Origin of the sequence: Paludibacterium flexuosum, assembly GCF_037076605.1 — a bacterium.
Classification (GTDB): Bacteria; Pseudomonadota; Gammaproteobacteria; order Burkholderiales; family Chromobacteriaceae; genus Paludibacterium.
This window is the reverse complement of sequence record NZ_AP029060.1, coordinates 552387-579181: the sequence shown is the minus strand read 5'-3', so window position 1 is coordinate 579181 and position 26795 is coordinate 552387. Positions and strand designations below refer to the sequence as shown.

Genomic DNA, 26795 nt, shown 5'->3' with positions numbered 1-26795 from the left:
ATCATCATGAAACTGGTGCACATGATCTATTGCAGCGCGGCCAAGACCAAGGTGCAGCCTGCCGAGTTGATGTCGCTGCTGAAAACCTGCCGCGAGAATAACAGCCAGCACGACATCACCGGCCTGCTGTTGTATCGCGAGGGCTCCTTCTTCCAGATTCTGGAAGGTGACGAGAGCGAAGTCGAAGCCCTGTATGACAAAATCAGCCATGATCAGCGCCATATGCTGGTGTCGAAGATTATCTGCGAGCCGATCAGCAAGCGCGATTTCGGGCGCTGGTCGATGGGTTTTGCCATGATGGATGCCGACGAATTGTCCGCCATCCCCGAGCTGCGCGAGTTCTTCAATGCCGATGGCGCCTTCGAGGACCTGGGAGAGGGTCGCGCCAGAACCCTGCTTGCTGCTTTCAATCAGGGCCTGTGGCGCGCCAAGCTGGAAGATGGCGTGCAGATTCACCAGCACGCCTGAGCATCATCCGTTCCGGGCGTGCCACACGGGCGTATCACTGCCCAGCGCGCCAGCCGGGCTGACGATCGGCCAGGCAAAACCATCGATCTGCGCCGGCATTCTCAGGCGCCGTGCGGCGCCCCACGCCGTTTGTTCTGTGTAATCAGCCCAATCCGCCCCGGTTTCTGTCCATCCCGCCGCGCCCATTCCCTGCACACTGGTCCCCGCCTGCTGCAGACAGCAGGCCACCCTGGCCAGCGAGCTGTTCGCCCGCCATACCTGCCCGTCCAGTCGGCGCTGGCTCAGCCCCCTCAGGGCCGCACAGGCCAGTAAATAGCCCGTGGCATGGTCCAGTGCCTGTACCGGCAGTGGTGTCGGGCGCGACTTGCCCCCCAGACGCATACCGGCTTCGGCAATCCCGCAGCTCATCTGCACCAGACTGTCAAAGCCTCGCCGTAACGCCCACGGTCCGGACCAGCCATAAGCATCCAGTGCCACCTCGATCAGAGCGGGCTGCAGTACGCGACGGCGCGCAGCATCCAGCCCCAGTGCCGCCAGGGCATCGGCCCGGTAGCCATGCACCAGGATATCGGCCCCCGACAACAGGGCGCAGAGCTGCTCAAGCCCGTCGCGTGACTTGAGATCCAGTCGCGCAGTGCGCTTACCCGGCGTCAGCTCCTGCTCCGCCCAGGGTTCGTGCCAGCCGGGCGGGTCGATGCGCAGCACCTCGGCCCCGGCGGCGGCCAGAAACCGGGTCGCCACCGGCCCGGCGATCACCCGGGTCAGGTCCAGCACCCGCACCCCGGCCAGTGGTCGCTGCGGATCGACGGGCAAGTCGCGCGCACTGCCTGCGTGAAAAGACTCAATGGCCAACAGGGGCTCACGGGCCAGCGCCCGCCCCTGAGGATGGCGTTCCCAGTCTTGCTGACTGCGCATTACGGCGGCGCAGCCACCGGCCGCGACCACTGCCGCCTCGAGCGACTCGGCGGCCCAGCCGGACACCGCCGCCTCCACGGCGGCACGATCGGCAGTCACTGCCAGTACCTGCAAGGCAGCCTGACGATGATGTGGCGCATTGGTATGCAAGCGGATCCAGCCATCGCGCGTCGCATAATCCCCCGCCAAGGCATCCCAGCTGGGCGGCAAGGCCCAGCCCTGAGGCCGGATGGAGCTGGCAAACCACAGCGAGGCCAGCCGCCGATCGACCTCTACCCGACCGCTCAGACCCTGACTCAGCTGGCGCCACTCTGCCAGCGCCAGCGTCGCCGAAGCGACGGCGGCGGCAGCCAGATCGGTGACCGGGTAACAAGAAGGCAACTGGCCTTCGGCGACAAAATCGACCTGGTCGCACCAGGCTGGATCGCCCTGTGCCGCAAGCCAGAACTGTTGCAGCATGTGGCGGGCATTAGAGAACTGAGTAGACATGGCAAGGCTCCATACGAGTCAGAGCTACCACTGTAAGGGCTGCCAATATATAGTCAATCTTGATTGATTCGATCAACCTATGAGGGCGATGACCATGCAAACCCTGACGGCCCGCGAAGCCGCCGACTGCCTCGGCATCACTTTGTCCACCCTGTATGCCTATGTCAGCCGTGGCTTGCTGCATACGCTGCCTGGCGATACGCCCCGTGCCAGACGGTATCTGCTGCATGAAGTCCAGACCCTGCAGCAACAGCGTCGGCGCGGGCGCAAATCGCGTGATGTCGCGCGCACCGCGCTGGACTGGGGTTTGCCGGTACTGCCCTCGGCCATCACGCTGATCGATCAGGGACGTTTGTTCTTCCGTGGCCACGATGCCGCCCTGCTGGCGCAACAGGTCACGCTGGAACAACTGGCCGCCCTGCTGTGGCAGACCCCCTCCCTGCCACTGCCGACAGATCGGGCATGGCAAGCTGCCGGTACCTCAGCCAGACTGGCCGACCCGGAATGGTTGCTGACGCGTTTTGTTACCCTGAGTGCCGATCTGCCGGCAGACTGCGGCACGGCAACGCCTGCCCGGCAGGCGGGTAATCATGTCCAGTTGATGGCCACGCTGGCAGCGGCGCTATGTGATGTCTGGTTACCGGGACTGCCATTGCATCAATGGTGTGCACAGGCCTGGGGACTGGATAAGCGGGACGCCGAGCGGGTCCGCATGGCGCTGGTGCTGTGCGCCGATCACGAGCTCAACCCGTCCAGCTTTGCCGCACGCTGTGCAGCTGCCAGCGGTGCCAGCACCCGCTCGGCACTGATTGCCGCCCTGGCCACGCTGTCCGGCGGGCGTCATGGAGGTGCCACCGCCCGCGTCATGGCGCTGCTGAAGGAAATCGGGACAGGCGATGTGGCGCACACCGTGACGGCACGCCAGTTGCGCGGCGAAGACATCCCGGGGTTTGGTCACCCGCTCTACCCGCAGGGCGATCCGCGCGCCCGACAGATCCTGTCAGGGTTGACGCTGGATCATGTCAGCGAGCAGCTGCAGCGCCATATGGCCGAAAGCACGGGCTTGCTGCCCTCGCTGGATTTTGCCCTGGTCGCACTGTGTCGCTCGCTGGCGCTGCCCGAGGGGGCGGCTTTCGGCCTGTTTGCCCTCGGCCGCAGCGTCGGGTGGCTGGCCCATATCGACGAGCAGCGCACCAGTCGGCAGCCGATCCGGCCAAGGGCGCAGTACAGCGGGCCGATGCCGCCGGTTCAGTCCAGCTGAGAGGTGCAGTGCGGGCAGCGACTGGCTTCGGCATGGACCTCGCTGCGGCAGAACGGGCAGGTTTTGCCGGCAGGGGCAGCCACTTGTCCGGCGGCCTCTTCCCGTTTGAGACGGTTGATCAGCTTGAGCAGCATGAAAATGGCAAAGGCAACGATGGTAAAGCTGACCAGCGCATTGACGAACAGGCCAATATTCAGCGTGACCGCCCCGGCACTCTTTGCCGCCGCCAGCGACACATAGGGACCGGCCTGCTTGCCACCCTCGCGCAAAACAATGAACAGATTGCTGAAATCGACGTTGCCGATCAGCAGCCCGATGGGCGGCATGATGACATCGTCGACCAGTGACTTGACGATCGTGCCGAACGCCCCGCCGATGACCACGCCGACCGCCAGGTCGATGACATTGCCCTTGACTGCAAACGCCTTGAATTCTTCCAGCAGTTTCATCGTCTCGCCCTTGTTTGAATAGGCCACCATTTTGCCGTATGCAGACGCAAAGGCAAATGCTTCTCAACTGGGCAAGGTGTCATGGTCTGAACTGGGCAAGCCGCGCGACTCGGCTTCATTGGCCACGGCATAGCCATCACGACCGCCTTTTTTCACCCGGTACATGGCCAGATCGGCCGCCGTCAGCAATTGGGCCGCCTCTTCACCATGATCAGGGAAAAACGCCACCCCGATACTGAGCGAGATATTCAAGCGCTGGCCGGCCAGTTCGAAGGGCTGCTGAAATGCCTTGAGCAGGCGTTTGGCCAGGATTTCACAACCTTCCTGCTTGTCGGGCTCGACCAACACCACAAACTCGTCTCCGCCGACACGGGCAACCAGGTCGCCCTTGCGCACGGTTTCGGTCAGGCGCCGGGCAACGGCAATCAGCAACACATCCCCGGCCCCATGCCCGTAGATGTCGTTCACCATCTTGAAGCCATCCAGATCAATGAAGGCCAGGCCAAGCCGGGTGTGATGGCGCCGTGAGCGATGAATCGCCGACTCAAGGTTGCTGAGGAAGGCACGACGATTGGTCAGCTGGGTCAGGGCATCATGAATGGCATCGTTGATCAGCCTGGCCTGGTGAGCTTCGAAGTAGCGATGCTCACGCCGCAGCAGCCACCACCAGCCGAGAGACGACAACACCACATAGCCCCAGCCAAACAGCAACATGCCTTCACGTGTCTGTTCATTCCAGCCCAGCGTGAAGCACAGCACAAACAGTGCTGTCAGGGCGCAATACAGCATCGCGAGGCGCACGGGATAGAGCATGGACGTTTCCTGGCTGATCATCCGCCATGGGGCGGGAAGCGTTCCGCAGAACGAGGCGAGAACCCGTGGCTGGCCGCGGGTTCTTCCTTCTTTTTAAGCCAGATTACAGAAAAAGTGAGCCTATCCTGCTGGCAACGGCACGCCTAGGGTTGTTTTTGGCAGGTCTGGCAGCCAATCAGGCGATACAGCGGGCAGAAACGAATCAGACCGGTCGCGAGCGGTACCACGCCCAGCCAGCCCCAGGGGCCGATCACGCCAGCCAGCACCAGCGCGATCAGCACCACCCCCAGAAGGATACGTAACAGACGATCAATACTGCCGACATTGGTTTGCATGGCTGCTCCTTGACGAGGGGACATTGCTCTATTTCATTATTTGACCAATAATTTGAATACTCAAGTTTACTTTGGCATGTCCGGAGCATCGCATGGCGCAATTACCCGATCAGGCACTGGTTCAGGTCGCCCAGTACTTTCAGGCCCTGGCCGAACCGACCCGCCTGAAAATCCTCAACGAACTGCGCAACGGCGAGCGCAACGTCGGCGAACTGGCGCAGGTCTGCCAATGCACGCTGGCCAACGTTTCCAAACACCTGTCCTTGCTGGCCAAGCATGGCCTGGTATCGCGCCAGGGGCGCGGCACCAGTGTCTACTATGGTATCAGCGACCCGAATATCTACGCCCTGTGCGACCTGGTCTGTGACAACCTGCTGCGCCAGCTGGACAAGCAGCACGAGTTTGCCAACCTGATCCGTCAGGCCGGCGGGCAGTAAGACCGGCAGGACATTTGTCCCGCCTCCGGGGGAGTGATATGTTATGGCCATGGTCGGCTGACGGTGCGCGCAAACAGAGGCAGCGGCAGCGGGCTCATTTCTCGGGAGAGACAAATGTATCAACGCATTTTTGTTCCTGTAGACAACAGTGAAGCTTCTTTTCAGGCGCTGACCGAGGCATGCAAGCTGGCCCAGGTCAGCGGCGGCACCCTGCGCATCGTTCATGTGGCCAATATGAGCGAACCGGGCTGGGGCAATACCGACTTCGTGCCGGCTGCCGACATGCAACAAGTCGCAGATGGCCAGAGTGAAATTCTGCTGCAGGCCAAGCAACTGGCCCAGTCGTTCAATGTGCCGTCGGAGTGCAAGGTCCTGAAAAACTGGGTCGACAAGATTCCGCACGTGCTGGCAGAAGATGCCAGGGCCTGGGACGCCGACCTGATCGTCATGAACACCCATGGCTGGACCGGACTGAAGCGCCTGCTGCTGGGCAGCGTGGCCGAAGGCGTGCTGCGCGCCGCGTCCATTCCCACTCTGCTGATCCGTACCTCGAACGACCGTTGATGTCCGACGGCCCATCGTCACATGGCTCACCACGGTGAGCCATGTCTCAGCCGGATACCTCCTTGTTGCCTCCCCGCTTCGCCCGCCTGCTGCATGCCAGCCGCAAATTTGTTTACGGCCAGTCACTGTTCTGGTCGCTGCGTGTCGCCCTCGGTACATTTCTGCCCTGCCTGCTGCTGCTTGTCTGGCTGGACCGACCGGTCAGCGGCCTCGCCGCCGCCACCAGCGCCCTGTATGTCGGCCTGATCGACCTGCCCGGTCCGTTATCCGGCAAGCGCAGGGAAATGCTGTGGTGCGCCCTGGCCGTCATCGCCAGCGCCAGCCTGATCACGCTGGCCATGCACAGCGAGCCGGGGCTGTGGCTGGCAGCGTTGCTGATCAGTGCCGCCGGGGCCTACGCCATGCAGTTTGGCCTCAAAAGCGGGATTATCGGTCTGAATGCCGTCATGACGATGGCGGTGGCCCTGAGCCTGCGTGGCAAGCAACTGGATTACGAACTGGCCTATCTGGAGGGCGTCGTCATCGGGGCGCTCTGGTATGTGGCCTTTGCCCTGACGATCTGCCGGCTGTTTCGGCATCAGATGCATCGCCGTGCGCTGGCCGATGAGTTGTTTGCCACGGCCGAGCAGTTCCGCGCCCGCGCCTTGTGCTACGACCCTGCCATCTCCCCAAGGCAAGGCAGCATGGCTTTGCTGGCTTCGCAGAATCGGCAGCAGCAGCGTCACTTGCTGACACGCGAGTTGATTCTGGGGGAGCTGAGCCGGCAGCCCCCCGAATCGCTCTCCCCCGCGCAGTGGCAGCTTTACAATCTGATGGCCGATTGTGTCGCGCTGTTTGACCTGGTGGTCGCCGCACACACCGACTTTGCTGCGTTGCGCCAGCCTCCGGCCAGCCACCCGCTACTGCGTCAGTTGCGCGATGTGTTGAATCATGGCGCGGGCTTGCTGGATGAAATCGCCATGGCATTGTCGACACACCGGCAACTGCACCGCTTTGGCCTGGAGCCGGCGCGACTGCAGCAGCTGGAACAAAACCTGCAGTCCGTCGCGCCCACGCTGCCGTCACCGGTGCTCGCCAATCTGCAAGAAAGCGTGCAACGGATTCGCGAAATGCGCCGCCTGATCGCCAAACTGGCGCGTGACCTGCGTTCGACCAGCAACACCAGCGGCTTTGACATCCACCAGGTGATGCATTTCTATCGCGCGCCGGCCCCGTTGCTGAGCAAGCCGGCCAACTGGCTGGCCCGGCCGGCCACTTCCTATGCAGCCAGACTCAGCCTGGCCGTGTTGCTGGCACTCTGGCTGGCGGCCTGGCGCCACGGCACCCACGACAACTGGATCGTCCTGACCGTCGTGGTTGCACTGCGCCCCGGCTTCGGTCAGAGCTGGCAGCGCAGCATCCAGCGCGTCAAAGGCACCGTCCTGGGCTGTGCCCTGGCCGTCGGCGTGCTGGCGCTCAGTCATGATCCCTGGCTATTGCTCGGGCTGACCTTCCTCAGCCTGATGCTCGGGCTGGGGCTGGCTGCGCTGGACTATCTGCTGGCGGCGACGTTTTTCTCGATGATGCTGGTGTGGATGTACTACCTGCTGGTGCCGGAGGCGCGGGTGATTGAGGCCCGGCTGCTGGATACCGCGCTGGGCGCGGTCATTGCCCTGCTGGTCTGTCACCTGAGTCCGGACTGGGAGTCCGCACAGATCCGGCGTCGCAGCGAAGGGTTGATGTCGGCACTGATTGCCTGGCTGGGCGGGCTGGCGACGCTGAACGGGGAGCAACTGATTGCCTGGCGTGCAGCCCAGCGTGATGCACTGACGGCACTGATGCAGTTGGCGACGACCCGGGACAATATGCTGCTGGAACCGGAGGAAACACATCTCGGCGAACAGGATACACAGGATCTGCTATTGCTCGGCCACTTGCTGCTGACACTCGGTGCGCCCCTGGCTCGCCAGCAACTGGCCCAGGGGCTGACGGCAAGGCAAAGGCAGGATATTGAGCAGGCGCTGCAGATCTTGCAGCAACAACGGGTGCCGGACAGCTATCAGCCGGCCATGGAGGTCAATCTGAGTGAATGTACCGTACTCATGATTCAGGCACTGGCCAGGCTGCAAACTGCCAGCCAGACCAGTGCTCATCGGCGCCGTGCCGCTCAGGCGGTCTCGACCGGCAGGCCGGCCGCATCGAAGACACCTTCGAACAAGACCGAGCTCAGGTAGCGTTCGCCGGAGTCCGGTAGGACCACCACGATCGTCTTGCCGGCATTTTCCGGCCGCTTGGCCAGACGCACGGCCACCGCCACGGCGGCACCGCAGGAGATACCCGACAGCAGACCTTCCTCGCGCGCCAGGCGGCGAGCAAATTCGATCGCTTCTTCATTGCTCACCTGCTCGATATCGTCGATCAGCGACAGATCCAGCACCCCCGGGACAAATCCGGCACCAATCCCCTGGATTTTGTGCGGGCCGGGCTTGAGTGGCTCTCCGGCACGGGTCTGGGTCAGAATCGGGCTGGCAGCCGGCTCGACCGCCACCGAGCGCACGGCCTTGCCGCGGGTTTGCTTCAGGTAGCGGGTGACGCCGGTGATGGTACCGCCGGTCCCGACACCCGACACGAAGATATCAATCTGACCATCGGTGGCGTTCCACAGCTCCGGACCGGTGGTGGCTTCGTGAATGGCCGGATTGGCCGGGTTCTTGAACTGTTGCAGCAGGACGTAGCGATCCGGATCAGAAGCGGCAATTTCTTCTGCCTTGGCGACGGCGCCACTCATTCCGCGCGCACCTTCGGTCAGAATCAGCTTGGCACCAAAAGACAGCAGCAGCTTGCGCCGTTCGATGCTCATGGTTTCCGGCATGGTCAGGGTCAGCGGAATGCCGCGGGCAGCAGCCACAAAGGCCAGCGCAATCCCGGTATTGCCGCTGGTCGGCTCGATCAGCTCTTTGCCCGGGCCGAGCAGACCGCGCTTTTCCGCATCCCAGATCATGGCGGCGCCAATGCGGCACTTCACCGAATAAGCCGGATTACGGCCTTCGATCTTGGCCAGAATCGTCGCGGGGGCGCCGTCGGCGATGCGGTTGAGTCGTACCAGCGGCGTATTGCCGATCGATTGGGAGTTGTCTGCAAACCATTGGGCCATGTCATGTTCTCCTGAGTGGCGATCCGTATGGGAACCTACTTTATACGCTCATTTATATAATTCAAAAGAATAAAAAATCATAATAGCCTGCAAAATGCGCATATACTGCCTGCCGCACGGCCTGGCACGCCCTGCCAAAGGGGGGAATTGATCCATCTCACATCCCCGGCGGAGATAGCGTACTATATTGAAGTCAGCCTCATACAAATGGCATAGTTTGTCGCGGAGTTTCAGGAAATTCGTCATGAAACCGGCGCCAGACAGCCATCCGAACAAGGTTTTTCTTGCGACAAGGAGCCTCTTGATGCCACACCAAGCCATGACAGCCGATAACGAACAGCTGCTGCAGGATGTCCGTCAGGTGCTGTCCAATACCGAAGACCTGCTCAACAGTGCCGGTGACGAAGGGGGTGAAAAGGTGCGCGAATTACGTCAGCGCATCGGCGCCAACCTGAAACAGGCCAAAACCCGTCTGATCGAAGCCGAGCAACTGATCGCCGGCAAAGCCAAGGCCGCAGCCAAGGCCACCGACCAGTACGTTCACGAGAATCCCTGGAAATCGATTGGCATCGCCGCAGGCGTGGGCCTGCTGCTCGGCATGCTGATCTCCCGCCGCTAAGCCATGACGGATTCCTCGCCACGCCCCGCCCGAGCCGGTACGATTCGTTCGTTGCTGGACCGGGCGGTCTCTTTGTTTCTGGTCCGCGCCGAGTTGTTCAGCATTGAGGCGCGCGAGCAGAAAGAAGCGCTGCTGGCGCAATTGCTGCTGGCCTTCGCGGCATTCTGCGCCCTGCTGCTGACCATGATGGCCGGCTTGCTGCTGCTGGTGGTGCTCACCCCTGCGGCCTGGCGCGCCTGGGTGCTGGCCGGCGTGACCCTGGTGGCGGCACTGAGCTGCCTGCTGCTGCTCTGGCGTCTGATGCACGCATTGCAGCATCAACCGCCCGCCTTCGCGACCACGCTGCAAGAGGTGCGCAAGGATTGCCAGACCTTATTCAAGCTGCAGGACTGACCGATGAATCGTCGAGAGCGTGAATTGCGCAAGACCCTGCTGCTGGTCAAGGGCGACGCCCTGCGCATGCAACTTGGGCTGGAACTGCAGCAACTGCAGCACACCCTTTCCCTGACCGGTTTACTGGGCCGATTGTTGCCACAGCTGATCGGTCTGGGAGGCCGGCAGGGTGGCCGCCGGCGCGGCTGGTGGCGCATCCTGCGGCTGTTGTTCGGCTCGCTCGGCATCTGGCGCACCCTGTCGGGCTGGTTCAAATCACGCTGACTGCCGGCCGCCACATGACCTCCCCCGCACCCAATATTGGTATCACCTGGTTTGCCACGCATCAGCCAGGCTATTCGATCTGGTCGAACGGCACCTTGCAGAATGTGCTGTTGCTGTTTCATTTGTTACGTCAGGCAGGTGCCGGGCAGATCTGGCTGATCAACGGCGGCGATGCCGACACGCTGCCGCCTGCCCTGCGCCTGGCTGAGCCGACACTGCCGCTGGTCCGTTTCGAGGAGGTGGCCGAGCAGCTGGACGTTCTGATCGAAGGCGGGGCGCAGGTTCAGCCCGCCCAGGCCGAGCAGGTCCACCGTCGCGGCGGCATCGTCCTGGCCTATCGCTGCGGCAATGACTATGTGATGGATGCCGAACGGATCTGCTTCGATTTGCCGGCAGGATCGGCCTTCAACGGCACGGTATTCGACGAAATCTGGACCCAGCCTCAGCACGAAAAGACTTGCCGGCACTTTTGGGAGCTGGCGCTTCGCGCCCCGGTGCGGATCATGCCGCATATCTGGAGCCCTCGTTTTATCCGCCAGGAGCTGGACAATCTGGCGCGCACCGACCCGGACGTCCATTTTGGCTACCAGCCGGGCAACGGCGCCAGACGGGTTGCGATCTTCGAGCCCAACCTGAATGTCATCAAAACCTTCATGACCCCCCTGCTGATCTGCGAAGCCGCCTATCGCAAGGATCCGGGGGCCCTGTCGGCCGTCTACGTCACCAATACCAGCGGCCTGACGTCGCATCCGAGTTTTCGTGACCTGACCGCCGCCCTGAGCGTCTGCCGCGACAAAGTAGCCTCTTTCGAGGCCCGTTACCGTATTCCGATGTTCCTGGGTCGCTATACGGATGTCGTGGTATCGCATCAATGGGAGAACGGTTTGAATTACCTGTATTACGACGTGCTGTATGGCGGCTACCCGTTGGTTCACAACTCACCCTGGTTGCGCGACTATGGCTACTACTACCCGGACTTTGATGCGAACGCCGGTGCCCAGGCGCTGCTGAGCGCGATTCGCCAGCATGATCAGCATGCCTTGCACTACCGTCAGCAGACCGAGCGGCTGCTGGCACGGGTCGACATCGGCCACCCCGACAACCAGCGTTGCCACATGCAGCGCATCCACGAGCTGCTGGCAGCCCGGCGCAACTGACCTTCACCATGAACCCGAAATCCTTGCTGACTGCCCGTCCGCGATTACTGCTGGCCATCCTGCTCGCGGCCCTGCTGATGTGCTTGCTGCCAACGGACCGACCGGTGCTGACGCGCGTCTTGCTGGCCTGGAACGGTGGCTGCTGGTTTTATCTGCTGTCGCTGTTGACCATGATGTTGCGTGCAACACCGGAACGCATTCGCCATGTCGCCCGCATCCAGGATGAAAGTGCCGCCATGGTGCTGACCTGTGTCTGTGTCGGGGTGGTGATGAGTCTGTTGGCGATTGTGCTGGAGCTGGCCAATGCCAAGGACCTGCACGGACTGGCGCGCAGCACCCATCTGGTGCTGGCCGCCAGTACCCTGCTCGCCGCCTGGCTGCTGGTGCCGACCATGTTTGCCATGCACTACGCCCATCTGTATTACGGCGCACGGGAGGATGCACGACCGCTGGTTTTCCCGGATCGGCCGGCCAGTCCGGACTATTGGGATTTTGCCTACTTTGCATTCACCATCGCCGTGGCCTCGCAAACCGCCGACATCGCACCTTTCAATCGCCGTGCGCGGCGCCTGGTGCTGGCCCAATCCATACTGGCGTTTGTGTTCAACACCAGCATTCTGGCCATGTCAATCAATGTGGCCGCCAGCCTGATCAGCTGACTTTCCTGGGCGCCAGCAGCGCCCGCCTTGCGATCGCGTTATTTCCTTGCAGAAAAATATAACTGACCTTATCCGCCATATCGGCAATCTCTGCAGAAACTTTAATCATTTTATCTATGATTAAACTGCGATGCATGTTACCGGTATGACATCATGAGCACTCTGAACAGCCTGTCCTCGCTCAGTTCACCGCTTGGCCTCTACTCAGCATTGAGCTCGGCCAGCAGTAGTCTGGCCACCACCACCGCCATCGGCAATGCCGCCAGTCAGAACAATCACGACCAGACGGTCATTTCCTCCTATGGGCAACTGCTCTCCAGCCTGTCGAATTTCATGTATGCGCTACAGCAGTTCGCCTATGGCGACAGCACCATGAATACGGTCAGCAGCAATAGCGCCGTGGCGACGGCTTCGGCTTATTCCTACGCACAAAAAGGGGTTTATCAGGTCAGCGTGAGTTCGCTGGCCCAGGCACAGGCCGTCAAGAGCACGACATTTGCCAGCGCCGGCACAGTGATTGGCAGCGGTACCCTGTCCATCCAGACCGGCACCTACAATTCGGGCAGCAATACGTTTGCCTCCGATGGTTCTTCACCCACCTCGATCAGCATCAGCAACGGCACACTAAGCAGCATCGCCAGTGCCATCAACAGCGCCGGCGCCGGGATCAATGCCAGCGTGGTACAGGACAGCGGCGGCTACCGCCTGCTGTTTACCGGCACCAAAACCGGCAGCACGGCCAACTACAGCATTACCGTCAGCAGCGATGGCGATGGCAACAATACGGACAACGCCGGCCTGTCCCAACTGGCCTACGACCCAACCGGCAGCAGCGGCGCCGGCAAGAACATGGTGCTGGCACAATCGGGCACGGATGCCGCCTATAGTGTCAACGGCACCAGCGCCACCAGCAGCAGCAACACCGGCATCACACTGGCCTCGAGTGTCAGCGCCTCGCTGCTGTCCACCGGCTCCACCACCATTTCGGTCGGGGTGGATCAGAACACCCTGTCCACCAATGTGCAAAGCCTGGCTACGGCTTTCAATAGTTTGCGCGCCGACATCAACAATCTGCTAATCCCCGGCGGTGCGCTGGAATATGACGCCGTCACCGGACAATTGGCCAACTCGCTCAATGCAACGGCACTGGATACCTATAGCAATAACAGCTCAACGCTGATCACCCTGAATCAGATCGGGCTGCAGTTTCAGCAGCCCCAATCGGCAGGCCAGGTGGGCATGTTGACGGTGAACAGCAATAGCCTGAATTTTGCCTACAATCTGGACCAGACCGGCGCAGCCAACCTGCTGACGCTGGCTTCGCAAAGCTTCATCAATCTGTCGCGCAATTATGCCGGGGCCGGGCACGGCATTTTGCCGGCCAGTGTGACGGCCCTGCAAAAACAGGTCATCAGCAACAACACCCTGATCGGCTACGCCAGCGGCAACACCTTTAACCTGGCCACGCTGATCGACCAGATGAACCGGGGTACCTCCATCCAGTCCGGACGCCTGACCGGCACGCAGATTGCCGCGCTGAATCAATACGCCAATGTGCTGGCCCTCAGCCAGCCTTTCTCGGTACAGGCACAGCTGGTGGGTTATCTTGGCCAGCTAGGCAGCAGCGGCTTCTCTGCGGTAGCCTGATCCTTCTTGACATGACAGCTGACTAAAGCGAATAATTGCGCCTTTAAAATAATGCCGCGATATTAAACAGATCGCATGTCAATGCTAAAGTCATCCCGCAAGTCCCGCCTACCCTGCTGGCCCGGCATTCTGCGTCCGCTGTGCCTGATGGGCGCCGAAATGCTGCTGATTCCGCTGTACTGGCAAATTGACCTGCCTGTCGCCGATGCGCTGCTGCTCGCCGGACAGGTGCTGATTGCGCTGGTGCTGTGGCGCTCGCTGACCAGGCCGCAGACATGGCAGATTCGACTACATCATCAGGACTGGCAGCGCACAGCATTCGGCGGCTATGCCCTGCGCATCAACCGCAGCCTGCATCAGCAGGGGGGCAATCCTGGCTTTGAGATCTGCCAGCGTCACGAGCGCATACGGGGATTGATCGATGAGGAAGGGAACATTCACTTGTTTTGCGACATGCCGGTGCAGGCTGACCTGCAGGTATGGCAACAATCGTGGCAGCGCCTTCAGACGGGCGAAGGAACAATCACGATCCAGTCCCTGTCATCCAGAGGCAGATGACAGGCCAGGCGCCAGCTGTCGGCCTGATCAGGCACATTCAGCGAGGCCAGCGCACTGGCGGGCAGACAGCCATGGCGCACCAGTACATTTCTTTCCTTGGGGGTGATCGACACCATACCGGGCTGATGAGCGTGCACGACACGCACCCGGCAGGTACCACAAGTTCCCTGGCCGCAGCGCCAGTGCAGCGGCACTTCGTTGGCGCGCGCCACATCCAGTAACAGCGTGCCCGGTTGGGCAAAGATATCCAGCAAGATCTCACCGGATTCGGTGCGAAAACTCAGTTGCGGCATGCCATCAGGCGACGCGGGCAGCTCGCGGCGACGCCACCGGCTCTTCAGCCTCGAATCGCTTCCAGTCAACAATCATCACCTGGCTCAGTCCGCAGTCAACCGCCAGTTGCGCTTCGATTTCTTCCAGCGCCTGATGACAGTGAATGGTCCCGTTCAAAGCCACTTCCGCCCGGCGCATCACACTGTCGTCGGGAGTTACAAACCAGATGCAGTAACGATTCATCACATGCCCCTATTAGTTCTGACTACAAATATCGCCTAATTTCACACCATTGGGCAAGTTTCTTGTCATAGGAAAGCGTGTAGGCCGGACTGGAAGACGGCAAGGCCAGCAAGGCAAGGCCGCTGGCCGCCAGCACGGGCATCGCCCGCGCCGCGGTTTGGCCATTGAAACCAACGGCCACCAGCGCAGGCAGTTGACCCAGCAAACTCGTCAGATCGTTGTACTGCACCTGGCGCAGATCGGCATCCAGACTGCCCTTGCGCACCGCAGCCCCCACCACATCCCACAACCCGATGCCGGCAGCCAGCAGCTGGTCGATACGCGCTTCATAAGGCAGGGAGATCAGCGGCAGCTCGAGGAGATCGCCCAACAGACGCCAGAACTGATTGCGCGGGTGGGCATAATAGCGCCCGGCAGCCAGAGAGGCCTTGCCGGGCAGCGACCCCAGCAGCAGCACGCGCGTATCAGCATTGACCCGGGGTGGAAAACAGCGATCCACACGTCCTCCTCAGAACAGTTCGCCCTGCTGCAGACCGAGCATCTTGCGCACGGGGCCAAATGTCTTGCGATGGACGGGCAGTACACCATGCGCGGCGATGGCCGCGAGGTGCTCGGGGGTGGGATAGCCCTTGTGGCGGGCAAAGCCGTAGTCCGGCCAGCGCACGTCCAGCTCGATCAACTCGGCATCTCGGGCGGTTTTGGCCAGGATGGAGGCCGCGGAGATTTCCGCCACCAGGGCATCCCCCTTGACGATGGCCTCGGCCGGCAGGGTCAGTTGCTTGGGCACCCGGTTGCCGTCGATCAGCACCTTGTCCGGCTGCTGCGTCAGCCCGGCCACGGCCCTGCTCATCGCCAACATGGTGGCTTGCAGAATATTGAGACGATCGATTTCTTCGACCGAGGCGCTGGCAATACTCCAGCACAACGCCTGCTGGCGGATCTGCAAGGCCAGCGCCTCGCGGCGCGCCTCACTCAGCACCTTGGAATCGGCCAGGCCGTCGATCGGTCTGGCCGGATCCAGGATCACGGCGGCAGCAAACACAGCGCCGGCCAGCGGGCCACGACCGGCCTCATCCACACCGCAAATCAGGCTCACAGCGCCAGTTGCAGCACGTCTTGCGCTGCCTGCCCGGAAGTATCCATACGCAGGCGCAGCTGCAATTCGTCGAACAGCACGGACAGCTCTTCCTGATAGTCCTTGTCCTGATAGATGCGTTCCAGCTCGGCCGCCAGCTTCTCCGGCCGGGCATTTTTCTGCAGCAGCTCCGGCACGACCAGCCGTTCACACAGGATGTTTGGCAAGCCGACATACGGCAGACGCAATTTATGCTTGACCATCCAGTAGGTCAGCGTGGAGAGCTTGTAGCTGATGACCATCGGCCGCTTGCACAAGGCGACTTCGAGCGTGGCGGTTCCGCTGGTGACCAGCACCACATCGCTGGCAATCACGGCCATCTGGGCATGACCGAACAACTTGCGGATCGGCAGCTCCCAGGCTTTCATGCGGGTCAGGATGGCATCGAAGCGGTCCCGCGTGGCGCGTGTGGCCAGCGGCACGACAAATTGCGCCTCGGGAAACTTCTTCAGCAGCAACCTGGCCGTTTCGATGTAGATCGGGGCCATGAAGTCCAGTTCGCTCAGGCGACTGCCGGGCAACAGGGCAAAAATCGGTGCGTTCTTCGGCAGGGCGAGCTGCTCACGCATCGCTTCCTTGTCGGTGGTCAGCGGAATTTCACTGGCCAGCGGATGCCCGACATAGGAGACCGGCACACCAGCCTTGCTATACAGCGGCGGCTCCATCGGGAACAGGCACAACACCTTGCTGACCGCCCGCGCGATACGCTGGATGCGCTCGGGGCGCCAGGCCCAGACCGAAGGGCTCACATAGTGCACGGTCGGAATGCCGGCCTGCTTGAGCTTGGTCTCCAGCGCCAGATTGAAGTCCGGCGCATCAATGCCGACGAAGACATCCGGCCGCGACTTGATCAGGAAATTGCGCAGATCGCGCCGGATGCGCAGCAGCTCGGGCAGCCGCTTGAGCACATCGGCATAGCCCATCACCGCCAGCCTTTCCTGCGGCACCATGGAGCGCATCCCCCTTGCCTCCATCTGCGGACCGCCAATCCCGAAAAATTCGATCCGCGGATAGCGGCGGATCATGGCCTCCATCAACTGCGCGCCCAGCTGGTCCCCGGATGCCTCGCCGGCAACCATCGCGACGCGCAGGGTCTTTTCGTAGTTATGAGTGATCTCTGGCATGGCTTAACGAATAATGCCGCGCTCCGAAAGCGCAAAGAAACGGGTAAACGGTGCCAGTTCTGCGCTGGCTGCCGCCTCGGATAGAATCTGCTCACGTGCCGTCTCGTACGGCAACCCCTGCCGGTACAGCGTTTTGTAGGCGTTCTTGACGCTGCGAATCGCCTCTGGCGAGTAGCCGCGTCGCTTCAGCCCTTCGCTATTGATGCCGGAGGGAACGGCACGATTGCCATGCGCCATGACGAACGGCGGCACATCCTGAGCCACCGCACTGCAGAACGCTGTCATGGCGTGTTCGCCAATAATGACAAATTGATGCACCGCAGTAAAGCCGCCCAGAATCACCCAGTCACCCAGATGCACATGGCCGGCCAGCGTGGCATTGTTGGCCAGGATGGTGTGATTGCCGACCTGGCAGTCATGGGCGATGTGCACATAGGCCATGATCCAGTTGTCGTTGCCAATGCGGGTCACCCCGACATCCTGGGCCGTCCCGGTATTCAGCGTGCAGAATTCGCGAATGGTGTTGTTGTCACCGATCTCCAGACGGGTGGGTTCACCGGCATATTTCTTGTCCTGCGGCTGGGCGCCCAGCGAACAAAACTGGAAGATATGGTTGTTGCGGCCAATCCGCGTGTGCCCTTCGATCACCACGTGCGGGCCAATGCGACTGCCGCTGCCGATCTCGACATTCGGCCCGATGATGCTGTAGGCCCCGACTTCGACGTCATCGGCCAGGCGTGCGGCCGGATCAATCAGGGCCGTCGGATGAATGCGTGCGGACGCGCTCATGTCACACCTCCCGCTGGGCACACATGATTTCCGCCTCGCAGGCGATTTCCTGCCCGACGCGCGCAATGGCGCTGTACTTGGCAATGCCGCGCTTGCTGTGCAACTGTACCGCTTCAAGGGTCAGCTGATCGCCCGGCACCACCTGACGGCGGAAGCGTGCCTTGTCGATACCGACAAAGAAGTAGAGTTCGTTTTCCTTGCGCTCATGGCCGGCACTGCGAATGGCCAGCACCCCGGCCGCCTGCGCCAGGGCCTCGATGATCAGCACCCCCGGCATCACCGGATAATGCTCGAAATGCCCCTGAAAGAACGGCTCGTTGATCGTGACATTCTTCAGACCGAGGATGCGCTTGTCAGCCTCGAACTCGACCACGCGATCGATCAGCAGAAACGGATAGCGATGTGGCAGGTAGCGCATGATTTCGCGCACATCGATCGAAACGGCATGTTCAGTCATTCGGGACGTCCTTGTTCTTGATGGTTTTGATTTCTTTTTCCAGCTGCTTGACCCGTTGCACCAGCTCATCGAGATGACGCAGATGCACGGCATTGGACAGCCAGTCTTTCATGGTGGACAACGGGTACGATGAAGCATAGTTGTCCGCCTGGCGGATAGATTTGGAGACCAGCGTGCCGCCACCAATATGGGTACGATCAGCAATCTCGATGTGACCGACAAACATGGCGGCACCACCGACGGTGCAATAGGCCCCGATACGGGTACTGCCGGCAATGCCGACGCAGCCGGCAATGGCCGTGTATTCGCCGATCTGAACGTTATGGGCGATCTGCACCAGATTGTCGATCTTGGCGCCGCGACGGATCACGGTATCGGCCAGCGCGCCACGGTCAATGGTGGTATTGGCGCCGACTTCAACGTCTTCTTCGATGATCACGCGGCCGGTCTGGGGAATCTTGAACCAGTCCTGTCCGGTCCAGGCAAGGCCGAAGCCATCGCCACCGACCACCGTACCGGAGTGAATGGCGACCCGGTTACCGATCAGGCACTGGTGGTAAACCGTGACATTGGGGTAGAGAACGACGTCATCCCCCAGCACGCAGTCGTCCCCGACGACCACGCCCGGCATCAGGCGACAACGTTCGCCAATGGTCACTCTTGCGCCAATGCTGACCTGCTCGCGGATTTCCGCGCTGGCGGCGATGCGGCACGCCTCGCCGATGACGGCGGAAGGGTGGATACCGGCCATCGCGGCCTTCGGCGGATGAAACAGCGTCGCCACCTTGGCAAAAAACAGGTAAGGATCGGGCGTCACGATCACCGGACGATCGACCGGCACGGCTTCCAGAATACGCGGCGAAATGATGATCGCCCCCGCTGCGCTGCTTTCCAGCTGCTTGCGGTACTTGGCATGCGTGATGAAACTCAGCTCTGCCGGACCGGCCTCCTCCAGCGGTGCAACGCGCGTCACCGCCAGATCCTGGCCACGCAGCTCGCCTCCGAGGCGCTCAACGATTTGCGATAAGGTATAGGACATCAAAAACAAAGCCGACCCGGGGCCGGCTTCTCCCGACGGTAAGTGGTTTATTTATCCAGCGCCTTCAGCAAGGTATCGGTCAGATCAAACTTCGGACTGACATAGACCGAATCCTGCAGAATCAGGTCGTAATGCCCCTTTTCGGCGATATCGCGCACCACCTGGTTGGCTCGCTGCAGGAAAGCAGCGAACTCTTCGGCGCGACGCTGATTGAAGTCTTCGCTCAGCGACGCTGATTTGGCATTGTATTCCCGGATGACCGAATCCAGTTCGCGCTGATCATTCTTGCGCTCTGCGTCCGGCAGATCCGGCTTGACCAGCTGGGCCTCCAGCATCTTGCCCTTGGCCTGCAGGGCTTTCAGTTCCTCCCGGCGGGAACCGAACTCCTGGTCCAGGCGCTTCATGATGGCCTGCGCAGGCGCTGCTTCGCGATAAACGCGATCGATGTTGATATAACCCAACTTGAAATCATCAGCCTGACACTGCCAGGACAGCATCATGGCTGCAACGAGTCCTACCCACTTGATCGGTTTCACACACACTCCTCCGCTTAGAACACGGTACCCAGCTGGAATTGCAGGCGCTGGATCTTGTCGCCCTGCTGCTTGTGCATCGGTACGGCATAGCTGAATTTCATCGGACCGACAGGCGACAGCCAGGTCAGGGCCAGACCGCCAGAGTAGCGGAAGCCGCTGCTGGCAGACACGCTGGGGTTCTTGTCATCCCACAGGGTACCGGCATCGCCGAACAGGCTCATGCGTACCGACTTGTTGTCACGCATGCCCGGGAACGGGAACAGCAGCTCGGTATTGAGCACCATCTTGCGGGTACCACCGAGGGCGTAACCATTGCTGTCTTTCGGCCCCATGCTGCCGCTGTCGAAGCCGCGCACCGATCCGATACCGCCCAGGTAGTAGTTATCGAAGAACGGAACCGTGCTGGTCTTGCCATAGCCGTTAATGGCGCCGACTTCCCCACCCAGCATCAGGGTATAGGTCTTGCTGAGCGGGAAGAACCACGACTCACTGTGTCCCAGGCGATAGTAGTTCACGTTGCCGCCAGGCAAGCCCGCATCGAACGACACATTGGCCGTGTAACCACGTGTCGGCCACAGCGCGCTGTCCCGCGTATCACGGCCCCAGCTCACCCCGCCTGACAGGGTAGTACTGTTGCTGCCGTGCTTGTTGACATAGTCAATATACTGCTGCGGACTATTGCTGAAGGTCGTGATATTGGTGACATCAAAACCCAGCGTGAAATTAACACGGTCGCGTTCGGTGACCGGCACCCCGGCCGTCACACTGGCCCCCGAACTGGTGGTCTTGTATTCCGACAGGTTGATGGTGTCCGGGTTGTACTGGCGTCGGTACACGTTATAACCCAGGCTCACCCCATCAGTGGTGTAGTACGGGTCGGTAAACGACAGCGACAGCGTCTTGTTGACCTTGCCGGTCGAGATATTCAATGCCGCTGTCTTGCCGGAACCGAAGACATTGCTCTGCGAAATCCCGGCCGACAGTTGCAGACCCTCACCCTGAACAAAGCCGATACCGGCACTGATGCTGCCAGTCGAGCGCTCTTTGAGACTCAGGTTCATATCAACCTGATCGGGCACATCACCGACCGCCGGGGTTTCAATGTTGATGTCCTCGAAATAGCCGAGCAGATCAACGCGCTCCTTGCTGCGCTTGATGTTGGCGCTGTTGTAGTAAGCACCTTCCAGCTGACGCATTTCACGGCGAATCACCTCGTCACGAGATTTGGTATTGCCGGAAATATTGATACGGCGCACGTAAGTACGACGACCCGGATCGACAAAGAAAGTCAGATTGGCAATGTCATGCTCGCGATCCAGCTCTGGCACCACATTGACGTTGGCAAAGGCATAGCCATCGCGCCCCAGACGGTCGGTCAGCGCGGTGACGGTTTCATTGACTTTTTCGCGATTGAAAATCTGCCCGGTCTTGACCTGCAGCAGCGAGCGCAGCTCGGCCTCCGGCACCTTGAGGTCGCCGCCCAGCCGAAGCTCACCCAGTGTATAGCGCTTGCCTTCGGTCAGATTGATCGTCAGATAGACCGACTCCTTGTCAGCGGCAATCGCCACCTGCGTCGAGTCGATATTGAATTCGAGGTAACCCTGGTTCTGATAGAAAGCACGCAGCTTTTCCAGGTCTCCGGTCAGTTTCTGTTTCGAGTACTGGTCGTCGTGACTGATCCAGGAGGTCCAGCTGCCCGTTGTCTGGGAGAACTGATCCATCAGGGTCGAGGTGTCGAATGCCTGGTTGCCGACCAGGCGAATTTCACGAATCTTGGCGGTAATGCCTTCGGTGATGTCGAGCGAAATCGATACCCGGTTACGATCCAGCTTGCTGATATGCGGATTGATCTCGACCGCATACTTGCCGCGGCTGTAGTACTGGCGCTTGAGTTCCTGCACGGCGCCATCCAGCAGCCCCTGATCAAACACGCGCGACTCGGCCAGACCGTTTTCCTTCAGCGCCTTCTTCAGCTGCTCCTTGTCGAACTCCTTGGAGCCGGTAATGGTGAGCTGAGCAATCACCGGGCGCTCGGCCACTTCCACCATCACGATGCCGTTCGACGACTCGACGCGCACATCATTGAAGAAGCCGGTGGCGAACAGCGCCTTGATGGCCTCGCTGGCCTTCTGGTCCGTAAAGGTATCTCCCACCTTCAGCGGCAGATAGTTGAAGACCGTGCCGGCTTCAGTACGTTGCAGACCTTCGACCTTGATATCTTTGATGACAAACGGATCGACAGCCCAGGCAGCAGAGGACAGGCCCAACACGGCCGCCGCGACGAGTTTCAATTTCATAGGATCTTTTTAACCCCCAAAAAGGCGGCTGATATCGTTTAGCATTGCAAAGGCCATCAGAGCAAACAGCATCGCAAACCCGACACGCTGTCCGAGCAGTTGCACCCGCTCGCTCAATGGCCTCCCCCTGACAAGCTCCGCCGTATAATACATTAAGTGCCCGCCATCCAGAACCGGTATCGGAAGCAAATTAAGTATCCCGATACTGACACTGATCAGCGCCAGAAACTCCAGATAGGCCACCAGCCCTTCGCGGGCGCTCTGGCCGGCAGCACGCGCGATGACCAGCGGGCCGCTCAAGTTATCCACGGAAGCCGTCCCCGCCAGCATGCGCCCCATGAATTTCACGCTCATCCAGCTGGTATCGAACGTTTTGGCCAGCGCAGCGCCGACAGCCTCCCCCCCGGCAAAATGCCGGGTAAACTGCAAGCTTCTGACCCAGCCGGCATCGACACGCGGACTCAGTCCCGCATGGCCGACAAACCCTTCGCCGCTGTCGACAGAGGCAGGGCGCAACACCAGAGTCAGTGGTTTGCCATCCCGCAGCAAACCGACATTCAGTGCCTTGCCAGGATTATCGCGGATGACCGTCACCCACGACTGCCAGTCCGTGAGCGCGCGACCATCGACCGTTTGCAGGACATCCCCGACACGGAAACCGGCGCGCTGCGCCACATCGCCTTCAACGAGGGCGCCGACCACCGGCAGATAACGCGCCGGCAGAATACCGATATCGCCAGACTCGAACGCCGCAGCGAACTGTGCCGCAAAACGGGGCACATCCACCCGGCGTACCGCCTCGCCCTGCCCGGTCTGCACGCGGACATCCAGCGCTGCATTGCGACCAGCCAGTTGATCCAGCAGGGCCAGGCGAGCCCCCTGCCAGTCATCGACGGCCTGATTACCCACCGACAGCAGGCGATCTCCCGGCACGAAACCGGCACTGGCGGCGGGAGAGCCGTTCACCACCGTCCCCACCCAGGGGTGCAGCTGTACCACGCCATGCACCATGACAGCCCAGTACAGCAGGAAAGCCAGCAGCAGGTTGGCCAGCGGGCCCGCGACCACAATGGCCATTCGCTTCAGGACATGCTGAGCATTGAAACTGTGCGGACGCTCCGCCTCGGTCACCGCCATTTCCCGCTCGTCCAGCATGCGCACATAGCCGCCGAGCGGAATCGGGCAGATCGTCCACTCGGTGTCGAACATGCGCCAGGACAGCAGGGGTTTGCCAAAACCGATGGAGAAACGCAGCACCTTGACGCCAAACAGCTTGGCGACGAGATAGTGGCCAAATTCGTGGAAGGTCACCAGGGCGCCGATGGCAACCAGAAAGGCAATAAATGTAATCATCAAACCCCAATCTGTGACAAAACAAATGCCCGTGTCGCCTGATCCTTGTCGAGCAGCTCGGCAAGGGTATGGCTGGCGGAAAGATCCAGACGGCTCAGCGCGGCATCGACCAGCGCCGGAATATCCACGAAGCGGGCACGCCCGTCGAGGAAGGCGGCCACGGCCACCTCATTGGCGGCATTCAGCACCGCCGGGGCGTCACCGCCGGTTCGCAGGGCCGCAAAAGCCAGCGACAGACAGGGAAAACGCGCCAGGTCGGGCTGCTCGAAGGTCAGCGCCGAGAGCGCACGAAAATCGAGCGGCGGCACCCCGGCATCCATCCGGCCAGGCCAGGCCAGGGCACAGGCGATCGGGGTACGCATGTCGGGCGAACCGAGCTGTGCCATCACCGAGCCATCGCGATACTGCACCATCGAGTGGATCACGCTTTGCGGATGAATGACCACCTCGATGCGATCCACCGGGGCATTAAACAGCCAGTGGGCCTCAATCACCTCAAGCCCCTTGTTCATCAGCGAGGCAGAGTCCACTGATATCTTGCGCCCCATCTCCCAGTTGGGGTGACGGCAGGCGTCCTGCGGGGTGATCTCGGAGAAAGTGGCCGCGTCGCGGGTGCGAAAGGGACCGCCGGAGGCGGTCAAAATGATCTTGCTGACACCGGCCGCATCCAGATCACCGCACCAATGCCCCGGCAACGACTGGAAAATGGCGCTGTGCTCACTATCGACCGGCAGCAATGTGGCGCCACCCGAGGTGACCGCCTGCATGAAGAGGCGACCGGCCACCACCAGGGCCTCCTTGTTGGCCAGCAGCACGCGTTTGCCTGCCTGTGCGGCAGCCAGCGCCGAGGGCAGCCCTGCTGCCCCGACAATCGCCGCCATGACGACATCGACCTCAGGCAGCTGAACCGCATCGACCAGCGCTTGGGCGCCATGGCCAACCTCAATGCCCGGAATACCCTGCTCCTGCAGCAACTGGCGCAGCCGGACGGCACTGGCCTCATCGGCCATGATAGCCAGCCGTGGCAGAAACTGGCGGCACTGCTGCAGCATACGCTCAACCTGCTGGTTGCCGGTCAGCACCACCACCCGGTAGGTTTCAGGGTGGCGAGCCAGCACGTCCAGCGTATTGACGCCAATACTGCCCGTTGCACCAAGTACGGCAATACCTTGAGGTTTCATCTATCGAACTCGGGAATCATCGTAGTACCGCACGCCACGCGTACGGCAAGAAGCGGATCAGGCGGCAGGGCCGCCGACCCTTACCACCCGGCCAGAACCCGCAGGGCGTTACTGACGGCCAGCACGGCCACCAGGCTGTCAATCCGGTCATACACCCCGCCGTGGCCGGGCAACAGCGCACTGCTGTCCTTCATCCCCGCCCCGCGCTTGAACCAGGACTCGAGCAGGTCGCCACACACGCTCACCAGGGTCAGCGGCAGGGCCAGCAGCAGCAGGCCGAGGGACGACAGCGGCAACAACATCCAGCCGGCCTGACCGACCCAGACGGCAAACAGCGCCACAGCGACCAGCGCACCCAGCACCCCTTCCCGGCTCTTGCCGGGACTGATGGCCGGGGCCAGCTTGTGGCGCCCGAAAGCCTTGCCGGCAAAGTAGGCTGCCACGTCAGCCACCCAGACCAGGGCCATGATCGCCAGCAACTGGCGGCCATGCGCCAGATCGGCGACCGCACGCCAGTTCACCATGGCAAACCAGGCGGGGAACATCAGCAGCCAGCCCAGCACGCCAGCGGCCAGTCCCTTGGGCAAGGCCCAGCGACGGCGCAACCACAGCGGCACCAGCAACAGCCAGAAGACCAGCACCAGTCCGTGCATGGCGACCGGCATCTCCCAGTGACGCCAGCCAATCAACCCCGCCAGCAGGGCGGAAATGATCAGGTAGAGGGCATTGTCACGCGGGCTGAAACCGGCCATGCGGGCAAATTCCCACAGGGCCAGCCCGCAGACCAGGGCGGAAAAACCCTGCCATTGCAGGGTCGGAAAGCCAAACAGCGCGGCGAGCATCAACGGCAACAGGACCAGGGCTGTGAGGATACGGGTTTTAAGCATGTTCAGCCCCGACGCCGGGCCTCGGGAAGTTGTTCACTGGTCTGACCGAAGCGACGCTCGCGTTCACGATAGGACACAATCGCCCGGTCCAGAGCACCTGCATCGAAGTCAGGCCAGAGTTCATCAGTAAAGTACAGTTCGGCATAGGCCAGCTGCCAGATCAGGAAATTGCTGATCCGCTGCTCGCCGCCCGTACGGATGAACAGGTCGGGCTCCGGCGCGTAAGACATGGCCAGACGCGAGGCCAGCGCCGCTTCGTCAATCTGGGTCACGCCATCGGCCACCAGGGCATTGGCTGCCTGCAGTACATCCCAGCGCCCGCCGTAATCGGCCGCAATGGTCAGCACCAGCCCGGTATTCGCCGCCGTGCGCGTCTCGGCTGCGGCAATGCGTTCAACCAGCGATGGCGCGAAGCGCTCGCGATTGCCGACGACCCGCAGACGTATGTTGTTGTCCTGCAGCCGCTCGACTTCGCTCTCCAGCGCCCGCAGAAACAGCTCCATCAGGAAGGACACTTCATCTTGCGGCCGGCGCCAGTTTTCGGTGGAAAACGCGAACAGCGTCAGGTATTCGACACCCAGCTTGCGGCAGGCGGTGACGATGTTGCGTGCGGCATCCAGGCCTCGCTTGTGGCCCGCCACGCGAGGCAGCAGGCGCTTCTTGGCCCAGCGCCCATTGCCATCCATGATGATGGCAATGTGACGCGGCACCACCGGGGCATCCGGCACCACCTGGGTCGAACTTCCAAACAGGGCCACGCTTTATACCGCCATCAGCTCGGATTCCTTGACCGACAGGGCCTTGTCGATCTCGGCCACATACTTGTCAGTGAGCTTCTGGATGTCATCCTGGCCACGGCGCTCGTCATCTTCGGTGATGTCCTTGTCCTTGAGCAGGGTTTTGAATTCGTTATTGGCATCGCGACGCACGTTGCGCACGGCAACGCGGGCATTCTCCGCCTCGGCGCGCACGACCTTGATCAGATCGCGGCGGCGTTCTTCGGTCAGCATCGGCATCGGCACGCGGATGATCTCGCCCATGGCCGCCGGGTTCAGGCCCAGATCGGAATCACGGATGGCCTTCTCCACCTTGGCCAGCATGGGCTTTTCCCACGGCTGCACGCCAATGGTGCGGGCATCGATCAGGGTGACGCTGGCAACCTGGTTGATCGGGGTGTCGTTACCGTAATAATCCACCATGATGTGATCAAGAATGCCGGTATGCGCACGGCCGGTACGCACTTTGGCCAGATCGTGTTTGAAGGCTTCCAGAGACTTCTGCATCTTCTGCTCGGCCGATTTCTTGACTTCGTTAATCATG

The 26795-nt window shown here is 61.3% G+C and carries 32 protein-coding genes; 12 read left to right on the top strand and 20 right to left on the bottom strand.

What is annotated here, in order from left to right; genetic code table 11:
• The first annotated feature begins 6 nt into the window (after positions 1-6).
• A complete protein-coding gene (locus AACH39_RS02795) occupies positions 7-468 on the top strand; it encodes a BLUF domain-containing protein (protein WP_215782544.1) in 462 nt (153 codons plus the stop codon).
• A gap of 3 nt (positions 469-471) precedes the next feature.
• Here the strand turns inward: AACH39_RS02795 and AACH39_RS02790 are convergent, their stop codons facing one another.
• On the bottom strand, positions 472-1872 hold the full coding sequence (locus AACH39_RS02790) for a CoA transferase (protein WP_338620833.1): 1401 nt from the start codon (positions 1870-1872) through the stop codon (positions 472-474).
• Between the two features lie 94 nt (positions 1873-1966).
• Between AACH39_RS02790 and AACH39_RS02785 the strand changes: the two genes are divergently transcribed.
• Complete coding sequence (locus AACH39_RS02785) at positions 1967-3133, top strand: citrate synthase family protein (RefSeq protein ID WP_338620832.1); 1167 nt, start codon at positions 1967-1969, stop codon at positions 3131-3133.
• Here AACH39_RS02785 and mscL read toward each other — a convergent pair.
• The 3 genes from mscL to AACH39_RS02770 form a co-directional block, all read right to left on the bottom strand.
• Positions 3121-3582: a large-conductance mechanosensitive channel protein MscL gene (gene mscL / locus AACH39_RS02780; RefSeq protein WP_215782547.1), complete on the bottom strand. Its 462-nt coding sequence runs from the start codon at positions 3580-3582 to the stop codon at positions 3121-3123. The genes AACH39_RS02785 and mscL overlap by 13 nt on opposite strands.
• 63 nt (positions 3583-3645) lie before the next feature.
• Positions 3646-4395 carry a GGDEF domain-containing protein gene (locus AACH39_RS02775; RefSeq protein WP_215782548.1) on the bottom strand — a complete coding sequence of 250 codons (750 nt, stop codon included), beginning with the start codon at positions 4393-4395 and terminating at the stop codon, positions 3646-3648.
• Positions 4396-4538: 143 nt separating this feature from the next.
• Entirely contained in the window at positions 4539-4730 is a 192-nt protein-coding gene (locus AACH39_RS02770) for a DUF2892 domain-containing protein (RefSeq protein ID WP_215782549.1), read from the bottom strand.
• A 92-nt stretch (positions 4731-4822) separates the two neighbouring features.
• Here AACH39_RS02770 and AACH39_RS02765 point away from each other — a divergent pair, with 92 nt between their 5' ends.
• The 3 genes from AACH39_RS02765 to AACH39_RS02755 all read left to right on the top strand — a co-directional run bounded on the left by AACH39_RS02765 (position 4823) and on the right by AACH39_RS02755 (position 7944).
• Positions 4823-5167 (top strand): metalloregulator ArsR/SmtB family transcription factor, encoded by a 345-nt coding sequence (locus AACH39_RS02765; protein WP_215782550.1) that lies wholly within the window; start codon positions 4823-4825, stop codon positions 5165-5167.
• Between the two features lie 114 nt (positions 5168-5281).
• Positions 5282-5731, top strand: coding sequence for a universal stress protein (locus tag AACH39_RS02760; protein ID WP_215782551.1), 450 nt, complete (start codon positions 5282-5284; stop codon positions 5729-5731).
• Positions 5732-5772: 41 nt separating this feature from the next.
• Positions 5773-7944: an FUSC family protein gene (locus tag AACH39_RS02755; RefSeq protein ID WP_338620831.1), complete on the top strand. Its 2172-nt coding sequence runs from the start codon at positions 5773-5775 to the stop codon at positions 7942-7944.
• Here AACH39_RS02755 and cysK read toward each other — a convergent pair.
• The gene (gene cysK / locus AACH39_RS02750) at positions 7878-8864 is read right to left on the bottom strand and encodes a cysteine synthase A (RefSeq protein WP_215782553.1); all 987 of its coding nucleotides are present in this window, start codon (positions 8862-8864) and stop codon (positions 7878-7880) included. The two genes, AACH39_RS02755 and cysK, sit on opposite strands and share 67 nt — an antisense overlap.
• 304 nt (positions 8865-9168) lie before the next feature.
• Here cysK and AACH39_RS02745 point away from each other — a divergent pair, with 304 nt between their 5' ends.
• The 7 genes from AACH39_RS02745 (at position 9169) to AACH39_RS02715 (ending at position 14161) form a co-directional block, all read left to right on the top strand.
• Positions 9169-9483: a DUF883 family protein gene (locus AACH39_RS02745; protein ID WP_215782554.1), complete on the top strand. Its 315-nt coding sequence runs from the start codon at positions 9169-9171 to the stop codon at positions 9481-9483.
• A 3-nt stretch (positions 9484-9486) separates the two neighbouring features.
• Positions 9487-9876: a phage holin family protein gene (locus tag AACH39_RS02740; RefSeq protein WP_215782555.1), complete on the top strand. Its 390-nt coding sequence runs from the start codon at positions 9487-9489 to the stop codon at positions 9874-9876.
• A 3-nt stretch (positions 9877-9879) separates the two neighbouring features.
• Entirely contained in the window at positions 9880-10140 is a 261-nt protein-coding gene (locus AACH39_RS02735) for a hypothetical protein (protein ID WP_338620830.1), read from the top strand.
• 14 nt (positions 10141-10154) lie between these two features.
• The gene (locus AACH39_RS02730; RefSeq protein ID WP_338620829.1) at positions 10155-11297 is read left to right on the top strand and encodes a DUF2827 family protein; all 1143 of its coding nucleotides are present in this window, start codon (positions 10155-10157) and stop codon (positions 11295-11297) included.
• Positions 11298-11305: 8 nt separating this feature from the next.
• Positions 11306-11956 carry a DUF1345 domain-containing protein gene (locus AACH39_RS02725; RefSeq protein ID WP_338620828.1) on the top strand — a complete coding sequence of 217 codons (651 nt, stop codon included), beginning with the start codon at positions 11306-11308 and terminating at the stop codon, positions 11954-11956.
• Between the two features lie 153 nt (positions 11957-12109).
• Positions 12110-13603, top strand: a complete 1494-nt coding sequence (fliD, locus tag AACH39_RS02720) for a flagellar filament capping protein FliD (protein ID WP_338620827.1) — start codon at positions 12110-12112, stop codon at positions 13601-13603.
• 81 nt (positions 13604-13684) lie between these two features.
• Entirely contained in the window at positions 13685-14161 is a 477-nt protein-coding gene (locus tag AACH39_RS02715; RefSeq protein ID WP_338620826.1) for a hypothetical protein, read from the top strand.
• On the opposite strand, the gene AACH39_RS02710 is transcribed toward AACH39_RS02715, so the two are convergent.
• The 15 genes from AACH39_RS02710 to frr form a co-directional block, all read right to left on the bottom strand.
• Positions 14107-14454, bottom strand: coding sequence for a 2Fe-2S iron-sulfur cluster-binding protein (locus tag AACH39_RS02710; RefSeq protein ID WP_338620825.1), 348 nt, complete (start codon positions 14452-14454; stop codon positions 14107-14109). The genes AACH39_RS02715 and AACH39_RS02710 overlap by 55 nt on opposite strands.
• A 4-nt stretch (positions 14455-14458) precedes the next feature.
• A complete protein-coding gene (locus AACH39_RS02705; RefSeq protein WP_215782562.1) occupies positions 14459-14677 on the bottom strand; it encodes a hypothetical protein in 219 nt (72 codons plus the stop codon).
• 22 nt (positions 14678-14699) lie between these two features.
• On the bottom strand, positions 14700-15176 hold the full coding sequence (locus AACH39_RS02700) for a DNA-deoxyinosine glycosylase (protein WP_338620824.1): 477 nt from the start codon (positions 15174-15176) through the stop codon (positions 14700-14702).
• A 9-nt stretch (positions 15177-15185) separates the two neighbouring features.
• Positions 15186-15767, bottom strand: a complete 582-nt coding sequence (gene rnhB, locus AACH39_RS02695) for a ribonuclease HII (protein WP_215782681.1) — start codon at positions 15765-15767, stop codon at positions 15186-15188.
• Between the two features lie 2 nt (positions 15768-15769).
• Positions 15770-16936, bottom strand: coding sequence for a lipid-A-disaccharide synthase (lpxB, locus tag AACH39_RS02690; RefSeq protein WP_215782564.1), 1167 nt, complete (start codon positions 16934-16936; stop codon positions 15770-15772).
• A 3-nt stretch (positions 16937-16939) separates the two neighbouring features.
• Positions 16940-17725, bottom strand: coding sequence for an acyl-ACP--UDP-N-acetylglucosamine O-acyltransferase (gene lpxA / locus AACH39_RS02685; protein WP_215782565.1), 786 nt, complete (start codon positions 17723-17725; stop codon positions 16940-16942).
• Between the two features lies 1 nt (position 17726).
• Positions 17727-18182, bottom strand: a complete 456-nt coding sequence (gene fabZ / locus AACH39_RS02680) for a 3-hydroxyacyl-ACP dehydratase FabZ (RefSeq protein WP_215782566.1) — start codon at positions 18180-18182, stop codon at positions 17727-17729.
• Complete coding sequence (lpxD, locus tag AACH39_RS02675) at positions 18175-19221, bottom strand: UDP-3-O-(3-hydroxymyristoyl)glucosamine N-acyltransferase (RefSeq protein WP_338620823.1); 1047 nt, start codon at positions 19219-19221, stop codon at positions 18175-18177. Before lpxD ends, fabZ begins: the two co-directional genes overlap by 8 nt.
• 47 nt (positions 19222-19268) lie before the next feature.
• The gene (locus tag AACH39_RS02670) at positions 19269-19757 is read right to left on the bottom strand and encodes an OmpH family outer membrane protein (protein ID WP_252346215.1); all 489 of its coding nucleotides are present in this window, start codon (positions 19755-19757) and stop codon (positions 19269-19271) included.
• A gap of 14 nt (positions 19758-19771) precedes the next feature.
• Complete coding sequence (gene bamA, locus AACH39_RS02665) at positions 19772-22054, bottom strand: outer membrane protein assembly factor BamA (protein ID WP_215782568.1); 2283 nt, start codon at positions 22052-22054, stop codon at positions 19772-19774.
• Between the two features lie 9 nt (positions 22055-22063).
• Positions 22064-23407, bottom strand: a complete 1344-nt coding sequence (gene rseP / locus AACH39_RS02660; protein ID WP_338620822.1) for an RIP metalloprotease RseP — start codon at positions 23405-23407, stop codon at positions 22064-22066.
• Positions 23407-24588, bottom strand: coding sequence for a 1-deoxy-D-xylulose-5-phosphate reductoisomerase (gene ispC / locus AACH39_RS02655; RefSeq protein ID WP_215782570.1), 1182 nt, complete (start codon positions 24586-24588; stop codon positions 23407-23409). Before ispC ends, rseP begins: the two co-directional genes overlap by 1 nt.
• Positions 24589-24668: 80 nt before the next feature.
• A complete protein-coding gene (locus tag AACH39_RS02650; RefSeq protein ID WP_215782571.1) occupies positions 24669-25475 on the bottom strand; it encodes a phosphatidate cytidylyltransferase in 807 nt (268 codons plus the stop codon).
• Positions 25476-25477: 2 nt separating this feature from the next.
• Positions 25478-26227, bottom strand: a complete 750-nt coding sequence (gene uppS / locus AACH39_RS02645; RefSeq protein ID WP_215782683.1) for a polyprenyl diphosphate synthase — start codon at positions 26225-26227, stop codon at positions 25478-25480.
• 9 nt (positions 26228-26236) lie between these two features.
• Entirely contained in the window at positions 26237-26794 is a 558-nt protein-coding gene (gene frr, locus AACH39_RS02640) for a ribosome recycling factor (protein ID WP_215782572.1), read from the bottom strand.
• Between the last annotated feature and the right edge of the window lies 1 nt (position 26795).

Coding starts and splice junctions, on each gene's coding strand:
- AACH39_RS02795 (WP_215782544.1), top strand. CDS start 7: ATGAAACTGGTGCACATGATCTATTGCAGCGCGGCCAAGACCAAGGTG.
- AACH39_RS02790 (WP_338620833.1), bottom strand. CDS start 1,872: ATGTCTACTCAGTTCTCTAATGCCCGCCACATGCTGCAACAGTTCTGG.
- AACH39_RS02785 (WP_338620832.1), top strand. CDS start 1,967: ATGCAAACCCTGACGGCCCGCGAAGCCGCCGACTGCCTCGGCATCACT.
- mscL (WP_215782547.1), bottom strand. CDS start 3,582: ATGAAACTGCTGGAAGAATTCAAGGCGTTTGCAGTCAAGGGCAATGTC.
- AACH39_RS02775 (WP_215782548.1), bottom strand. CDS start 4,395: ATGCTCTATCCCGTGCGCCTCGCGATGCTGTATTGCGCCCTGACAGCA.
- AACH39_RS02770 (WP_215782549.1), bottom strand. CDS start 4,730: ATGCAAACCAATGTCGGCAGTATTGATCGTCTGTTACGTATCCTTCTG.
- AACH39_RS02765 (WP_215782550.1), top strand. CDS start 4,823: ATGGCGCAATTACCCGATCAGGCACTGGTTCAGGTCGCCCAGTACTTT.
- AACH39_RS02760 (WP_215782551.1), top strand. CDS start 5,282: ATGTATCAACGCATTTTTGTTCCTGTAGACAACAGTGAAGCTTCTTTT.
- AACH39_RS02755 (WP_338620831.1), top strand. CDS start 5,773: ATGTCTCAGCCGGATACCTCCTTGTTGCCTCCCCGCTTCGCCCGCCTG.
- cysK (WP_215782553.1), bottom strand. CDS start 8,864: ATGGCCCAATGGTTTGCAGACAACTCCCAATCGATCGGCAATACGCCG.
- AACH39_RS02745 (WP_215782554.1), top strand. CDS start 9,169: ATGCCACACCAAGCCATGACAGCCGATAACGAACAGCTGCTGCAGGAT.
- AACH39_RS02740 (WP_215782555.1), top strand. CDS start 9,487: ATGACGGATTCCTCGCCACGCCCCGCCCGAGCCGGTACGATTCGTTCG.
- AACH39_RS02735 (WP_338620830.1), top strand. CDS start 9,880: ATGAATCGTCGAGAGCGTGAATTGCGCAAGACCCTGCTGCTGGTCAAG.
- AACH39_RS02730 (WP_338620829.1), top strand. CDS start 10,155: ATGACCTCCCCCGCACCCAATATTGGTATCACCTGGTTTGCCACGCAT.
- AACH39_RS02725 (WP_338620828.1), top strand. CDS start 11,306: ATGAACCCGAAATCCTTGCTGACTGCCCGTCCGCGATTACTGCTGGCC.
- fliD (WP_338620827.1), top strand. CDS start 12,110: ATGAGCACTCTGAACAGCCTGTCCTCGCTCAGTTCACCGCTTGGCCTC.
- AACH39_RS02715 (WP_338620826.1), top strand. CDS start 13,685: ATGCTAAAGTCATCCCGCAAGTCCCGCCTACCCTGCTGGCCCGGCATT.
- AACH39_RS02710 (WP_338620825.1), bottom strand. CDS start 14,454: ATGCCGCAACTGAGTTTTCGCACCGAATCCGGTGAGATCTTGCTGGAT.
- AACH39_RS02705 (WP_215782562.1), bottom strand. CDS start 14,677: ATGAATCGTTACTGCATCTGGTTTGTAACTCCCGACGACAGTGTGATG.
- lpxB (WP_215782564.1), bottom strand. CDS start 16,936: ATGCCAGAGATCACTCATAACTACGAAAAGACCCTGCGCGTCGCGATG.
- lpxA (WP_215782565.1), bottom strand. CDS start 17,725: ATGAGCGCGTCCGCACGCATTCATCCGACGGCCCTGATTGATCCGGCC.
- fabZ (WP_215782566.1), bottom strand. CDS start 18,182: ATGACTGAACATGCCGTTTCGATCGATGTGCGCGAAATCATGCGCTAC.
- lpxD (WP_338620823.1), bottom strand. CDS start 19,221: ATGTCCTATACCTTATCGCAAATCGTTGAGCGCCTCGGAGGCGAGCTG.
- bamA (WP_215782568.1), bottom strand. CDS start 22,054: ATGAAATTGAAACTCGTCGCGGCGGCCGTGTTGGGCCTGTCCTCTGCT.
- rseP (WP_338620822.1), bottom strand. CDS start 23,407: ATGATTACATTTATTGCCTTTCTGGTTGCCATCGGCGCCCTGGTGACC.
- ispC (WP_215782570.1), bottom strand. CDS start 24,588: ATGAAACCTCAAGGTATTGCCGTACTTGGTGCAACGGGCAGTATTGGC.
- AACH39_RS02650 (WP_215782571.1), bottom strand. CDS start 25,475: ATGCTTAAAACCCGTATCCTCACAGCCCTGGTCCTGTTGCCGTTGATG.
- frr (WP_215782572.1), bottom strand. CDS start 26,794: ATGATTAACGAAGTCAAGAAATCGGCCGAGCAGAAGATGCAGAAGTCT.